This is a genomic window from Ruegeria sp. YTSA168, assembly GCF_059610045.1.
Window position 1 is genome coordinate 294,362 of record NZ_JBXWMW010000003.1, and the last position, 14,565, is coordinate 308,926.

General features: G+C 58.6%; 11 protein-coding genes. 4 read left to right on the forward strand and 7 right to left on the reverse strand.

Going from position 1 to position 14,565, the window contains the following annotated elements:
- Positions 1–52 precede the first annotated feature (52 nt).
- The gene (locus AC2FFE_RS08130) at positions 53–886 is read left to right on the forward strand and encodes an aminoglycoside phosphotransferase family protein (RefSeq protein ID WP_496846370.1); all 834 of its coding nucleotides are present in this window, start codon (positions 53–55) and stop codon (positions 884–886) included.
- Here the strand turns inward: AC2FFE_RS08130 and AC2FFE_RS08135 are convergent.
- From AC2FFE_RS08135 to AC2FFE_RS08145, 3 genes are all read right to left on the reverse strand, one after another.
- A complete protein-coding gene (locus AC2FFE_RS08135; protein WP_496817457.1) occupies positions 880–3,369 on the reverse strand; it encodes a penicillin-binding protein 1A in 2,490 nt (829 codons plus the stop codon). The genes AC2FFE_RS08130 and AC2FFE_RS08135 overlap by 7 nt on opposite strands.
- A 94-nt stretch (positions 3,370–3,463) precedes the next feature.
- Entirely contained in the window at positions 3,464–4,684 is a 1,221-nt protein-coding gene (locus tag AC2FFE_RS08140; RefSeq protein ID WP_496846371.1) for an N-acetylmuramoyl-L-alanine amidase, read from the reverse strand.
- Positions 4,685–4,750: 66 nt separating this feature from the next.
- Positions 4,751–5,914: a pyridoxal phosphate-dependent aminotransferase gene (locus AC2FFE_RS08145; RefSeq protein WP_496846372.1), complete on the reverse strand. Its 1,164-nt coding sequence runs from the start codon at positions 5,912–5,914 to the stop codon at positions 4,751–4,753.
- Between AC2FFE_RS08145 and AC2FFE_RS08150 the strand changes: the two genes are divergently transcribed.
- Together AC2FFE_RS08150 and AC2FFE_RS08155 are read left to right on the forward strand one after the other, a co-directional pair.
- Positions 5,913–7,298, forward strand: a complete 1,386-nt coding sequence (locus AC2FFE_RS08150; RefSeq protein WP_496846373.1) for a M48 family metalloprotease — start codon at positions 5,913–5,915, stop codon at positions 7,296–7,298. The two genes, AC2FFE_RS08145 and AC2FFE_RS08150, sit on opposite strands and share 2 nt — an antisense overlap.
- A complete protein-coding gene (locus AC2FFE_RS08155) occupies positions 7,295–8,053 on the forward strand; it encodes a DsbA family protein (protein ID WP_496846374.1) in 759 nt (252 codons plus the stop codon). The genes AC2FFE_RS08150 and AC2FFE_RS08155 overlap by 4 nt, the downstream gene beginning before the upstream one ends.
- A 57-nt stretch (positions 8,054–8,110) precedes the next feature.
- On the opposite strand, the gene AC2FFE_RS08160 is transcribed toward AC2FFE_RS08155, so the two are convergent.
- The 4 genes from AC2FFE_RS08160 to hemA all read right to left on the reverse strand — a co-directional run bounded on the left by AC2FFE_RS08160 (position 8,111) and on the right by hemA (position 12,738).
- Positions 8,111–8,956, reverse strand: coding sequence for an SDR family NAD(P)-dependent oxidoreductase (locus AC2FFE_RS08160; RefSeq protein ID WP_496846375.1), 846 nt, complete (start codon positions 8,954–8,956; stop codon positions 8,111–8,113).
- A 28-nt stretch (positions 8,957–8,984) separates the two neighbouring features.
- Positions 8,985–10,106: a flavodoxin-dependent (E)-4-hydroxy-3-methylbut-2-enyl-diphosphate synthase gene (ispG, locus tag AC2FFE_RS08165; protein ID WP_496817451.1), complete on the reverse strand. Its 1,122-nt coding sequence runs from the start codon at positions 10,104–10,106 to the stop codon at positions 8,985–8,987.
- A gap of 71 nt (positions 10,107–10,177) precedes the next feature.
- Positions 10,178–11,383, reverse strand: coding sequence for a helix-turn-helix domain-containing protein (locus AC2FFE_RS08170; RefSeq protein WP_496846376.1), 1,206 nt, complete (start codon positions 11,381–11,383; stop codon positions 10,178–10,180).
- A 131-nt stretch (positions 11,384–11,514) separates the two neighbouring features.
- The gene (gene hemA, locus AC2FFE_RS08175; RefSeq protein ID WP_496817449.1) at positions 11,515–12,738 is read right to left on the reverse strand and encodes a 5-aminolevulinate synthase; all 1,224 of its coding nucleotides are present in this window, start codon (positions 12,736–12,738) and stop codon (positions 11,515–11,517) included.
- 332 nt (positions 12,739–13,070) lie between these two features.
- Between hemA and AC2FFE_RS08180 the strand changes: the two genes are divergently transcribed.
- Entirely contained in the window at positions 13,071–14,456 is a 1,386-nt protein-coding gene (locus tag AC2FFE_RS08180) for a dipeptidase (protein WP_496817448.1), read from the forward strand.
- The last annotated feature ends 109 nt before the right edge of the window (positions 14,457–14,565 follow it).

Here is a 14,565-nt window from a genome sequence, read left to right on the forward strand (position 1 = left end):
GGCCTGCGTGATAGCAAGAGGTGACGGCCACCACAAGACAGGCGAGATGTGAATGCAAGGCCCACCGCAAGAGATTCTGGATGATTGGCAGCTGACCTTGATCGAGCCGGTTGCCGAAACCGGCGCAGCCCGTGTTTGGAAGGTTCTGGATACCGATGGTACAGCAGCTGCGCTGAAGCTCTATCACCGCCCGAACCGCGGCAACGAAACACCGGGAACCCAAATCCTGAGTGCCTGGCAAGACCGGGGTACCGTCAGGATTCTGAAAGAAACCGAAACAGCCATCCTGATGGAATGGCTCGAAGGCCCCACGCTCGGAGATATCGCGCGGCGGGGAGAGTATGATCAGGCCCTGATCACTTTGGCAGAAACGGCCAGGCGCCTGCACGCCAAGCCCACCCCGCAGATTGCGGAGTTGCGCCCGCTGACCCAGGTGATCCGCCCCCTGTTCGAATGCCAGTTCGCCCCCTCCTGCCCCGTCGATCTGGTGCAGGATATGCAACAGGCCACCCAATTGGCGCAAAGCCTGCTGAACAGTCAGACGGCGGTTGCTCCGCTGCATGGTGATCTACACCCGGACAATATCATTCTCACCAGCGCGGGCCCGCGCGTGATCGATGCCAAAGGTTATCTGGGTGATCCGGCTTTTGAACTGGCCAATGCGATCCGGCATCCCAAAGGCATGCCGCAGCTCGTGCGACGACCGGATCACATGCATAAATGCCTGACGCTCTATGCAGATACCCTTGGCGTTAAACGACAACGTCTGGCCCAATGGGCCGCCGCCAAATGCGCGTTGTCGATCTACTGGAGGTCAAACGGCCCCCTCGCGAAAGACAAGGAAGCCGATCTGTTGCGCCTGTTGCTATCGGCTGCGGATCAATAGAGGCCGCCCGTGCTCACATCGCCTTGCGAGGCTTTGGGACCCACGGTGACCGTTTCGCCGGTTGAAGTTTGAACCTGAACGCCAGCGCGCTGAACCTCTTCGAACAGTGGCAAGTCTGATCCGATAGCAAAGCCACCATCATAAATCCGGTCGATAAAGCCATCGACGCCATCGCGGAAATACTCAGCCACAACATAGTCGCCCGTGGCATCTGCAGGCAGACGCGCGCCGCTGAACCGATCAATCTTGATGAAATGACCACCCGGCGGCACGTCAAACGGCCCCCCGCCATATTTCTCGACCGCTTTTTCCATGAAGCTTTGGAACACCGGGCCGCACATGGTGCCGCCATAGGCCCCCCGGCCCATCGGGCGCGGGCGGTCATAGCCGATATAGCAACCCGCCACGATATTCGAGGTAAAACCGATGAACCAGGCGTCTTTCGAATCGTTGGTCGTGCCGGTCTTGCCCGCGGTCGGCACCGGAAGGTTCACGAAACGCGAGGCGGTGCCCCGATCCACAACGCCTTTCATCATCGAAGTCAGCTGATAGGCCGTAACCGCATCCATGACCTGCGAGCGGTTGGTCTCAATCGTGGGCGATTCATCCGGCTCTAGCCAGCTGGAGTTACAATCCAGACATTGCCGATCATCATGGCGATAGATCGTCTTGCCGAACCGATCCTGAATGCGGTCAACCAATGTGGGTTCGACGCGCTCACCGCCATTTGCGAACATCGCGTAAGCCGCAACCATCTTGTAAAGCGTGGTTTCCTCGGACCCCAACGAACTCGCAAGGAAAGCGCCCATGCGGTCATAGACGCCGAACCGTTCCGCGTAACCGGCGACAACAGGCATCGTCACCTCTTGCGCCAAACGGATGGTCATCAGGTTCCGGGACTGTTCGATCCCGGTACGCAGCGGCGTCGGGCCATAGAACTTGTTCGACGAGTTCTTGGGCCGCCACAGACCTTGCGGCGTGTTCACTTCAATCGGCGCATCCACAACGATGGTTGCGGGGCTGTACCCGCTGTCCAGCGCAGCCGCATAGACAAAGGGTTTGAAAGATGACCCCGGCTGACGCTGCGCCTGGGTCGCACGGTTGAACACCGTGTCCTGATAGGAAAACCCACCCTGCATCGCCAGTACACGGCCTGAATTCACGTCCATCGCGACAAAGCCGCCCTGCACTTCGGGCACCTGACGGGCAGACCATTGGCCCTCTTCTCCGGCCATCACCAGGATCACGTCGCCGCGTTTGAAATTGTCGAAGAAATTGCCCTGCATCCACTTGATGTCCGAGCGTGGGATAATGCCATCGGATGGCCCAGCCTCGATCCCGACCGTCAGTTGCTGCTCGGCCACGTCCAGCACCACCGCCGGATACCATTGGGTCGGCAGCACCACATCGCGCGGGATTTCCATCAGAGACAGCACCTCGCGCCACTGCGCCTCATCCGCCAGCTGTTCTTCGGCGATCACCTCGCCGGTTCCGCGCCATTTACCGCGGGACAGGTCGTATTTCTGCAAAGCCTCGCGCAGCGCACGGGCCGCTTCCACCTGCATCTCTTCATCAACCGAGGCACGGACAGTGAAACCACCGGTGAAGAATTCGCCCTCACCAAAATCCTCGCTCAGCTGGCGGCGGATCTCGTCGGTGAAATAATCGCGCGGCGGCAGCGCGGTGCGGAAGCTTTCGAAATCGCCGTTCTGGACCGACCGCAGCGGCATCTCGACCTCGGCCTCATAAGTCGCCTGATCGATATAGCCGTTCTGGTTCATCTCACGCAGCACGTAGTTGCGGCGCGCGAGCAGGCGTTCTTTTTGCCGGACCGGGTGATAATCGGACGGTGCCTTGGGCATCGAGGCCAGCGTTGCCGCCTCGTGTGGGGCCAGTTCCTGCAAGGTCTTGTTGAAATAGGTCTGGGCGGCAGCGGTTACACCATAAGAGTTCTGACCCAGGAAAATCTCGTTCATATAGAGTTCGAGGATCTGTTCCTTGTCCAGCGTATCCTCAAGCCGGGTGGCGAGGATGATTTCCTTGATCTTGCGCTCGGCCCGGCGGTCGCCGGACAACAGGAAGTTCTTCATAACCTGCTGCGTAATGGTCGAGGCCCCGCGCACGGTTTCACCCTTTGACCGCACCGCCTCAACCCCAGCCGCGATGATCCCGCGCGGATCATAGCCCTGATGGCTGTAAAAATTCTTGTCTTCTGCCGAGATAAACGCCTGCTTCACCAGATCAGGGATTTCTTCGGACGGGGTGAACAGACGACGTTCCTGCGCGAACTCGTCGATCAGCTGGCCTTCGCCTGAATAAATCCGGCTGATTGTTGGCGGTTTGTACTGGGCCAGTGATTCATGGCTGGGCAGGTCACGGCCATACATCCAGAACACGGCTCCAACCACCAGCGCCGCCATAAAAATACCCAATGTCACGAGGCTGAAGATCGCCCCGAAAATCGAAAGAACAAACCGGATCACGTTACTGCCTTTTTCTCGCGCTGCCGCCTATATAGGGGCGCACCGCCCAAGGGTCAAAACCACAGGCGCATTCTAGCCGTTTTGAGGCGTCAGGTCACTGTCCAATCAGGGACCGCCTGATCACATCTTGCTGGTTCCAGTCCTCAAGCCCCTGATAAATCCCAAAGGCCATCTTGGCCCGCCAATCGGGGTTCTTGATGTTTTCCAGGTCTCTGGGGCTGGATAAAAATCCCAATTCCACCAGAACCGAAGGTATATCTGCGGCCTTCAGCACCGAAAAGGACGCGGTGCGCAAAGGCTTGCGATTCATCGGTCCGCCCTGCTGTGCCATCCCATTGACCAGGGCCTGCGCCAGCGCATCTGTACGGGGTTCTGTCTCTTGCCGGGCCAGATCCAGCAGCACATCCGTGACCTCATCATCAGCGCCTTTCAGATCAACACCCGCCAGCAAATCCGCGCGATCGTGGCGTTCGGCCAGCTTTGCACTGGCCACGTCCGAGGCCTCATCCGACAAGGTATAAACCGCCGCACCATGGGCCTGCCCTTCAGACAGCGAATCCGCATGCAGCGAGATGAACACATCCGCGCCTGCCCGATGCGCCAGCGCGATGCGACGTTCCAGTGAAACAAACTGATCGTCCACGCGGGTCATCACCACCTCATACCCGCCGGAACGCAACAGCATTTCCCGTAGTTCGCGCGCAAAAGTCAGCATCATGGTCTTCTCGGTGATCCCGCCCACCTCGGCCCCCGGATCGATACCGCCATGGCCGGGGTCCAGCATTACGCGCAACGGTCCGTCTGACTTGCGAGGGGTCACCTGACCGGTCAGCGAAGGTTCGGGGAGATCCCAACCGGGATTCTTGGGCTCACCTGCCGAGGCGTTGAACACGTCGAAATCAACGCCCTTGAGGTTGAGCGTCAGCAAGGCCGTGCCAGCATTCGGATCGATCTGCATCTCGGCCGTATCCACGGCCATCGGCGCACCAAGTTCCAGCACCATTCGAGACCAGCCGGGAACATATGCACCAAACCGAACGCCGCTGATCAGCTCGGATTGCAGGAAGTCTGCACTGTTCAGGCCACTCCAGTCGACCTCCTGAAAATCCATCACCATTCGGTAGGGATCACGCAGGGTGAAAATGCGGTAAGGCACCCCCTGGCTAAGGCCAAGATCGATTTGCACACCGGTGCGACCGGTGTCGACAATGCGGCTTTGGTCCGGCTGAATGCGTGCAAGGGCGCTGAAATTCTGCGCGACCGCAGCACCAGACAGCGCCCAGATCAGCGCGATGCAATAGAGAATCCTGCTCATGGCCTCAAGTTTTCCCGAGATCGTTTGGCGGGCAGCCTATACCAATTCGCAGCTTTTGTGAACGGGTCAGGCCTGATGGGCCAACGCGCCACGCTCGGACATGAACGCCCGTAGCCGCGACAGCCCCTCTTGGATATCGACAGTTGCGCGTGCGTAAGAAAACCGCAGGGTCGTGTGCCCGCGTTTTGGGTCGAAATCCGGCCCCGGCGTGACCGCAACGCCCGCCTTATCCAGAATCTCAGCCGCAAAGGCGCGGCTGTCATCCGTCAGGTCCGACACATCGGCATAGACATAAAACGCCCCATCGGGCGGCGCGATATTGGTGAACCCCGCCTTGGGCAGACCGTCCAGCATCAATGCACGGTTCCGGCGATAGACATCTAGATTGGCTTGCAGTTCCTCCTCGCACTCCATCGCGGCCAAGGCTGCCACCTGACTGGCGTGGGGGGCGCAGATGAACATGTTTTGGGCAATGCGTTCGACCACGCGCACCTGATCCTCGGGCACGACCATCCAGCCGACACGCCAGCCGGTCATCGAGAAATACTTGGAGAATGAGTTGATCACGTAGCATTCATCCGTCAGTTCCAGCGCGGTGACGGCTTTGGCCTCATATTCCAGCCCATGATAGATTTCATCGCTGATGAAGGACGCACCCTGACCCTGCGCCGCGTCGATCAGCGCGCGCATAGACGCGCGATCCAGCATGGTGCCGGTCGGGTTGGCGGGGGACGCGACCATCAGGCCTTGCAGGTCCAGCCCTGCGAAATCGGATGGCACAGGCTGCAATCGGTTCTCGGGCGCGGTCGGCAAGTCCACGGGGACCAATCCCAGCGCTTTCAGAATCTGACGGTAGGACGGATATCCCGGCGCGCCGATTCCGACGCGATCTCCGCTGTCGAACAGCGCCGTGAATGCCAGCAGAAACCCGCCCGACGACCCCGGAGTGATCACCACGCGTTCGGGGTTCAGATCGACATTATACCAATCGCCATACATCCGCGCGATGCGCTGGCGCAGCGCGGGCAGGCCCAAAGCCACCGTATAGCCCAACGGACCCTGCTGCATCGCCTGGGCCAATGCCTCGGTCGCGCCTGTCGGTGCGCCGGTTCCGGGCTGGCCAACCTCCATGTGGATGATGTGGCGTCCGGCCTCCTCCGCTTTGCGCGCGGCCTCCATCACGTCCATCACAATAAAAGGATCGACCCCGGATCGGGTTGAGTTTCTCATGCCCATCTCCCATGTTGCAGCCATGGCTTTTGAACGCGTATCCCGGTTGGCGTCAATCCCGGCCCTGATACTTGCGGCTGTCCTTTGGCTGACGGCCGCAGTGCAGAGCCATGCGCAAAGCCTGATCCGCGACCCCGATATCGAATACGGCCTGCGAGAGCTGGCCTTTCCCGTTCTGCGCGCTGCCGGACTGAACACCAACCGGGTGCAGATCCTGGTGGTCAATGACCGCACGTTCAACGCGTTTGTGATCGACTACAACGCGATCTATCTGAATTACGGCCTGATTCTGGGCGTCGACAGCCCTGAGATGCTGCAAGCTGTGATCGCACACGAAGCCGCGCATATCGCCAATGGGCATTTGGCGCGGCGCTCAGAAAACCTGCGCGCGGCGCAACGCAATGCAGGCCTTGGCACCGCGCTGGCGCTGATCGCAGCTGCGGCGGGGGGTGGAGAGGCCGCTGCCGGGATCGCGGCAGGTGTGCAGGGTTCTGCCTTGCGCAGCTTTCTGGGGCATACACGGGCCGAAGAGGCCTCGGCCGATCGCAGCGCGGCCAGCTATTTGCGATGGGCTGGTATCTCCCCCAGTGGGATGGTCACGCTGCACCGCAAATTCGCCGGACAGGAACTGCTGAGCACGGCCAATCAGGACCCTTATATGCGGTCGCACCCCACCAGCCGCGAACGCCTGCGCGCGGCCGAGTCGTTTCTGGAAGAATTCGGCGACAGGGCCCAGCCCAACGCAAATGCCGACTATTGGTTTGCACGGATCAAAGGCAAGCTGTCGGCCTTTTTGCGCACCCCGTCCTGGACCCTGCGCCGCGCCAAGGAAGAAACCGACCGCGATATCCGCATGATGCGTGAGGCGTCGGCCCACCATCAGAACCGCAATCTGGCCAGTGCCCGCGCCGCCATTGATAAAGCGCTGGCCATTCGCCCGGATGATCCGTTCTACTATGAACTCAAAGGCCAAATCCTGTTGGAAAACAGACAACTGGCTGAGGCGGTTCAAGCCTATGGTCAAGCGGTTGAAATGGCACCAAATGACTCGTTGATTCTGGCAGGCTATGGGCGTGCCCTGTTGGCGCAAGGCAAGACCAAGGACGCCCTGCATGTGCTTGAAAAGGCACGAGCCCGCGATTTTCGCAATGCTCGCCTGATGCGGGATTTGGGACTGGCCTATGCACAGGTCGGCAATAATGGGATGGCCTCCGCCGTCACCGCTGAACGATATGCCCTGCAAGGCCGGCTGGCTGATGCTGGGATCCACGCAAGGCGCGCCGTCGGGCAATTGCCCGAAGGGTCTCCGGGTTGGCAAAGGGCGCAGGATGTGTTGATTGCGTCGGAACGCGCAAAGAAGAACTCAAAAAGGAAACGGAAATGATCCTCAGACATGCAGCCCCCGCCCTTCTGGGGCTTTCCTTGATCGCAGGCCCGGCACAATCGTTGGATCTGAACGCCATGAGCGATGCGGAACGCGCCGAATTTGGTGCGCAGGTGCGCGAATACCTTCTGGAAAACCCCGAGGTTATTCTGGAAGCGATCAACATTCTGGAACAGCGAAACGCCGCCGCTGAAGCCGCCGCAGACAAGGATTTGGTCGCCGCAAATGTGGATGAGCTGTTCAATGACGGATACAGCTGGGTGGGTGGCAACCTGGATGGCGACATCACTTTGGTCGAGTTTATGGACTACCGCTGCGGCTATTGCCGGCGCGCAGTTCCTGAGGTCGCGCAGTTGCTAGAAGCTGACGGAAACATCCGTTTGGTGATTAAGGAATTCCCGATCCTTGGCGATGCCTCGGTTCTGTCGTCGCGCTTTGCCGTGGCCACCAAACATGTGGCCGGGGATGATGCGTATAAGCAGGTACACGACGCCCTGCTGGAATTCACGGGTGAACCCAGCGAAGTCACTCTGCGCCGCATCTCGGACGGTCTGGGCTTGGACAGCGACGCCATCATCGCCGCCATGGACAGCGATCAGGTCACCGATGAGATCACCCGCACGCGCGCATTGGCGCAACGGATGCAGATTTCGGGCACGCCGTCCTTTGTTCTGGGCACCGAAATGCTGCGGGGCTTCCTGCCCGCCGATCAGATGCAGCAAATTGCGGATGGGGTACGCGCGGACCGGGGCTGAACCTCAGGTACGCGATCATTAAACACGTAAAAGGCCGCTTTGGCGGCCTTTTGTGATCTATTTGCCGGTCTTCTCAAAAATGGCAAACTTCGCTTCATAGTCTGGATGCCAGCGAGAAAGCGGAGGCCGATTTTCTATCAGATCGACTGCATTCCACTCGATCCGTCGATTGTCGCGCGTGCTATCCACGTCGTTGTCCGGACAAAGAATATAGAACTCACCCTTCGACATGCGATCAACGAAATGGTCAACTGTCTGTTCGCTCGTCCAAGCAGCTGCAGGCTTCTCAGGAAAGAACGAAGCAGTCATACCAGTGTAGGTGAAGCCAGGAACGAACAGGTGAACCGAGATTGGAGCCTCCGCCTGCCGCAGTTCATGGGCCAATTGTTCACTGAGAACGCGCACCGCTGCTTTGCTGACGTTGTAACCCGGATTACCAGGCGGTGTAGTGATACCCTGTTTGGAACCTGTATTAATCACCACAGCAGGGCGATCTGCCTTTATCATGCGTGGGACAAACGCCTGTACGCCGCGGAGAACACCGAGCAAATTGACTTCTAAAATTTTTTGCCAATTCTCCCATTCAGACCAGGTATTGGTCGGCAGGCTGATCCCAGCATTGTTCATGAGAACGGCAACTGGTCCTGTTGCGAATACCTTGTCTGCCAATGCATTGACGTCTTCTTGTTTGGTGACATCGGTAGGAACGCCAAAGACCTCAGCGCCACCTTTTGCTTGAGCGCGAACCTCTTCGATTGCCTCGTCCAAAGCAAGACCGTCAAGGTCCGCGAGAACGACGCTCAGCCCCGCCTGCGCGAAGCGGTTCGCCGCGACGCGGCCTACGCCGCTGGCAGCTCCGGTGACAACTGCGATACCGCCTTGTTCAATTGCCTTGAGATACATGCCGAGCCTCCTCGGGTTTGGTGTGGTGTTACGCCGCCGCCTCAGCCGCGGCGTCCAGTTCCGCCGCTTTCTTTTCAACCTCTTCCACGATGTGATCGATCATCTGATCGTTGGACATCTTGTGACTGGCCTTGCCCGCCAGATAGACCATGCCGGACCCGGCCCCACCGCCGGTAAAGCCCACATCGGTCATCAGCGCTTCACCCGGGCCATTCACCACGCAACCGATGATCGACAGGGACATCGGTGTCTTGATATGTTCCAGCCGCTGTTCCAACGCTTCAACCGTCTTGATCACGTCAAAGCCCTGACGCGCGCAGGACGGGCACGAGATGATGTTCACCCCGCGATGGCGTAGCCCCATGGATTTCAGGATCTCATACCCCACCTTGACCTCTTCCACCGGGTCGGCAGACAGGCTGACGCGGATCGTGTCCCCGATGCCCATCCACAGCAGATTGCCTAGGCCGATGGCGGATTTGATGGTGCCACTGACCAGCCCTCCGGCCTCGGTGATGCCCAGATGGATCGGCGCGTCTGTGGCTTCGGCAATGCCCTGATAGGCGGCTGCCGACAGGAATACATCGCTGGCCTTTACGCTGATCTTGAAATTGTGAAAGTCATTGTCTTGCAGAATGCGAATATGTTCCAACCCGCTTTCAACCATCGCCTCGGGGCAGGGTTCTGCGTATTTCTCCAGCAGGTGCTTTTCCAAACTGCCCGCATTCACGCCGATCCGGATGGAACACTCGTGATCGCGCGCGGCCTGGATGACCTCTTTCACGCGCTCTTCACTGCCGATATTGCCCGGGTTGATCCGCAGGCAGGCGGCACCCGCCTCTGCTGCCTCGATCCCGCGACGGTAGTGAAAGTGGATATCTGCCACGATCGGCACAGGACTTTCGCGCACGATCTCTTTCAGCGCTTTGGAAGACGCCTCATCCGGCACCGACACGCGGACGATGTCTGCACCTGCCTCTGCCGCTGCCTGAACCTGCGCCACCGTCGCCGCCACATCCGTGGTCAGCGTGTTGGTCATGGTTTGAACCGCAATCGGAGCGTCACCGCCAACCGGCACGTTCCCCACCATGATTTGACGAGATTTACGACGATAGATATTCCGCCAGGGGCGTACATGATTGAGGGACATTGGGACCGGTCCGCATCTGCCTGAGTTGCGTCTTTAGATAGTCCGCCAACCGGGGTACCGCAATGGCTAGATCACTCAGAGTGCTGTTCTGCCACGTCTGTCTGCAGCTCAGCGACCAACTGCTTTAGGGCGCTGTTCTGCTCGGCCTCAAGATCGGCCACCGCATAGACATCCGACACGGCGTCCTTGGATAGAACGACACCCTTGGCGACAGTACCAGGGGCACCTGCCGGGCCAAAATGCTGGCCATCCATCGAGAAATAGACCGAACCGGACGCCCCTGCCCGCAGCTGTGGCGGCTCTTCAGTTAGGGGTACTTCGAACACATTGCCCTGTTCGACCGTGCCCAGTGTGCCTTCAAAAATCACGCTGCCATCGGCAGCCGTAACGCGCATCCAAGCCGGATCAACGGCCACGATTTTCAGGGTTGTGTCGATCTGTTCAACAACCTGTGGCAGGCTTGGGCGCTCGACGGTATGAATGTCAGCCACAACAACTTCGGGCAATTCCGGTGGGCGGAAGGTGCCCACATCACGCGGATCGAGCGTTGAGATCGGCGCATCACGTGCGACCAGAACCGGAACATCCAAGGCTTGCGGGCGATACAGGCGATCCAGCGCTTCGGTATTGACCGCCGCCGTTTCGATCTCGGCTGTATTGGTCCGGGCCGCATCCAGCGGGTCCAGATCCGACAGAACAACCGGCGCTTGTTCAACCGGGCTGACCTGCACCTGCTGAATTTTGTTCAGAACAGACCAACCGCCATAACCGATGCCTGCAATCACTGCCAACAGCACCAGCGACGAGCCAATCGCGCGCGGTTCAATCTGGCTGACCAGAGATTCCTTGCCCGGAATATAAGGCGTATTTGGCGAGATGAACGGGTCACGTCCCATCGGACCGCGTGCCAGCACATCACCGGAAGGCTTACGCACAACCGAGGCCTCGGCCGACATTCCATGCGCAACCTCAAAACCGCTTTCTTCGCAGAAGCTGGCAAAGGTCTCATCCGGATTCATGCCCAGATAGCGGGCGTAGGAACGAACATACCCGGCAATGAAGCCGGGTGTATCAAACGCGTCAGGATCGGCGTTTTCGATGGCAGCGATGTAATTGGCCTTGATCCGCAGCTCTCGCTGCACATCCAGAAGAGACTTGCCCATGGTGGCGCGTTCACCGCGCATCTGGTCACCCAGACGCACTTCGTAGTCGTCAAAGCCCTTTGGCCTGAACTCCACGCATTCCTCAGATTCGCGCTGTGATCTGCGCCCAATCATGCCTGCCGCCCCATTCTGCCTGTCACGCGTTTCGCGCTAACGCCGAATCATCCCCCATAGACGATTCGTCCGCTACTTTTGTTAGCGTAAGCTTAACACGTGGCAAATAAGTTGCACACTTTGGCGTAAGATTATCCGGCAAGTTCGGCGCGATTTAGCGCACAATGTGACCAAAGTTCGTCCATCGCCTGAACCAAGCGGTTCATTTCGCCCGGTCCATGCACAGGAGACGGCGTAAACCGCAACCGTTCGGTCCCGCGCGGAACAGTCGGGAAATTGATCGGTTGCACATAAATGCCATAGTCATCCAGCAACCGGTCGCTCAGAATTTTTGTATGGACCGGGTTGCCCACGATCACGGGCACAATGTGGCTGCCATGATCAATCAGCGGCAGTCCCATCCCTTTCAGCCGCAGTTTGAGGATCTTGGCCTGGGTTTGATGCTGCTCGCGCAACTCGGGCGCGGTTTTCAGATAGGCCACCGAGGCAGCAGCCCCCGCGGCAACCGCTGGCGGCAGAGACGTGGTGAAGATAAATCCCGGTGCGTAAGAGCGTACCGCGTCACACATCTTTTCGCTGGCGGCGATATAGCCCCCCATCACGCCATAGGCCTTGGCCAGCGTGCCGTTGATGATGTCGATACGATGAGCCAGACGGTCCCGCTCGGTCACGCCACCGCCACGTGGACCATACATGCCAACCGCATGGACCTCATCAATGTAAGTCAGCGCACCGAATTCATCGGCCAGATCGCAAATGTGTTCAATAGGACCAAAATCACCATCCATGGAATAGACCGATTCAAACGCGATCAGCTTGGGGGCGTTGGGATCATCCGCTTCCAGCAACTCACGCAGATGCTCCACATCATTGTGGCGGAAGATGCGTTTGGACCCGCCGTTGCGGCGTACGCCTTCGATCATCGAGGCATGGTTCAGCGCGTCGGAATAGATAATAAGGCCCGGGAACAACTTTGGCAGTGTGCTGAGTGTTGCATCATTCGCAATATAGGCACTGGTGAACAGCAGGGCCGCTTCTTTGCCATGCAAATCGGCAAGCTCGGCCTCAAGCCGCTTGTGATAGACCGTGGTGCCCGAGATATTGCGGGTTCCACCAGACCCTGCGCCAGCAGCATCAACGGCTTCGTGCATCGCATCCAGAACTACCGCGTTCTGCCCCATACCCAGATAGTCATTGCCGCACCACACAGTAACATCCTGCGTTGACCCATCCGGACGCGTACGCACCGCATGAGGGAAATGTCCCTTGCGGCGTTCGATGTCGATGAAAGTCCGGTAACGTCCTTCGTCATGCAGCCTGGCAATCGCTGTATCGAGCTGAGCAGTATAGTCCAAAGGACCCTCCTTGGCCGCCCGGTGAACGGTCAGAAAACCGGGCATATTCTTTCCAGCGTCACAGCTTGCACTGTCTAGGACGCGTTTTCATTCACCTGTTAGTCGGCCTATCGCCAACGGGTAAACCCAACTTTGATTTGCATCAAATACAGCCTTGTTCCCGCCTCGACAAGTAAAGTTGCGGATATCTGGCGCGAGGAAACGACGCAGGCACCATGCGATCTTTTGGACAGTTTCTGATATGAAGGTCAGTTTACGCAGCCGGTTGACTGGACCTTGGCGACGACACTGATAGATTTCCGCACAAACAGTGCACCACAAAGGAACCCTTCATGTCTTTAGACTCAGTGCTCAACCGGATCGACGATGACCTGCAAAGCGCGATCGACCGCTTGATGGAACTGCTGCGCATCCCTTCGATCTCGACCGATCCTGCCTACAAGGAGCAGGTTGATCAGGCTGCCGATTGGTTGGTCAGGGATTTGCAAAGCATTGGTATTCAAGCCGAAAAACGAGAAACACCAGGCCATCCGATGGTTGTAGGCCATGTGGGCGAAGGGCAAGACGGACCGCATGTTTTGTTCTATGGCCATTACGACGTGCAGCCTGTCGATCCGCTGAACTTGTGGAATCGAGATCCGTTTGATCCGGCCCTCGAAGATACAGAGCATGGGCAGGTCATCCGCGGGCGCGGATCCTCGGACGACAAGGGCCAGTTGATGACATTTGTCGAGGCCTGCCGCGCCTGGAAAGCGGTTCACGGCACCCTGCCCTGCCGCATCACATTTTTCTTCGAGGGTGAAGAGGAATCCGGCTCACCCTCTCTGGTGCCGTTTCTGGAAGCCAACAAGGACGAATTGCAGGCCGATCTGGCACTGGTCTGCGATACCTCGATGGTGTCGCGGGGGGGGCCGTCGATTGCTTCGCAACTGCGCGGGATGCTCAAGGATGAATTCACTATCGTGGGGCCGCGTATCGACCTGCATTCGGGCCACTATGGCGGTCCCGGCCTGAACCCGCTGCGCGAGCTTTCGAAAATCGTGGATTCATTCTACGACGATGAGACCGGCCGCGTTGCCGTGGAAGGCTTCTACGAAGGCGTCCACGAAGTGCCTGCCGAGCAGTTGCGCCAATGGCAGAATTGCGGGTTTGACGAAGCCGAGTACCTGAATTCGGTCGGCTACAGCCAACCGCATGGGGAAAAGGGCTATTCCACGCTTGAACAGCAATGGGCCCGGCCAACGCTCGAGGTGAACGGGCTTTGGGGTGGCTACAACGGTGCAGGTTCAAAAACGGTCATCCCATCCGAGGCGCATTGCAAGATCACCTGCCGCCTGGTGGGTGACATGGATCCGGACGCGCTGCGTGACAAAATCCGCAAACATGTCGAAGATCGCCTGTCACCAGATGCCAAGGTCGTATGGGACAGCGATCTGGAAGGATCGCCAGCCTCGGTCATGAATCTGAACCGGCCTGAATTCGAAGCCGCACGCGGCGCGCTGTCTGACGAATGGGGCCGCGAGGCGGTCTTTACCGGGATGGGCGGCTCTATCCCCGTTGTCGGTTACTTCAATACCGTGCTTGGGCTGGATTCCATGCTGGTTGGTTATGCCAATGACGATGATGCCATCCATTCACCCAACGAAAAATACGACGTCAAAAGCTTCCACAAGGGCATCCGTTCCTGGGCGCGCATTCTGGACGCTTTGAATAAGTAAGTCTTTTACGAGGCTCTGCCTCGCGCTCCGAGGTATTTGGGAACAGAAGAAGTTCGGATACCCTGCTTCTTCTGTTTGAAAATACCTCGGGGGAGTCGTGGCTTGCCGC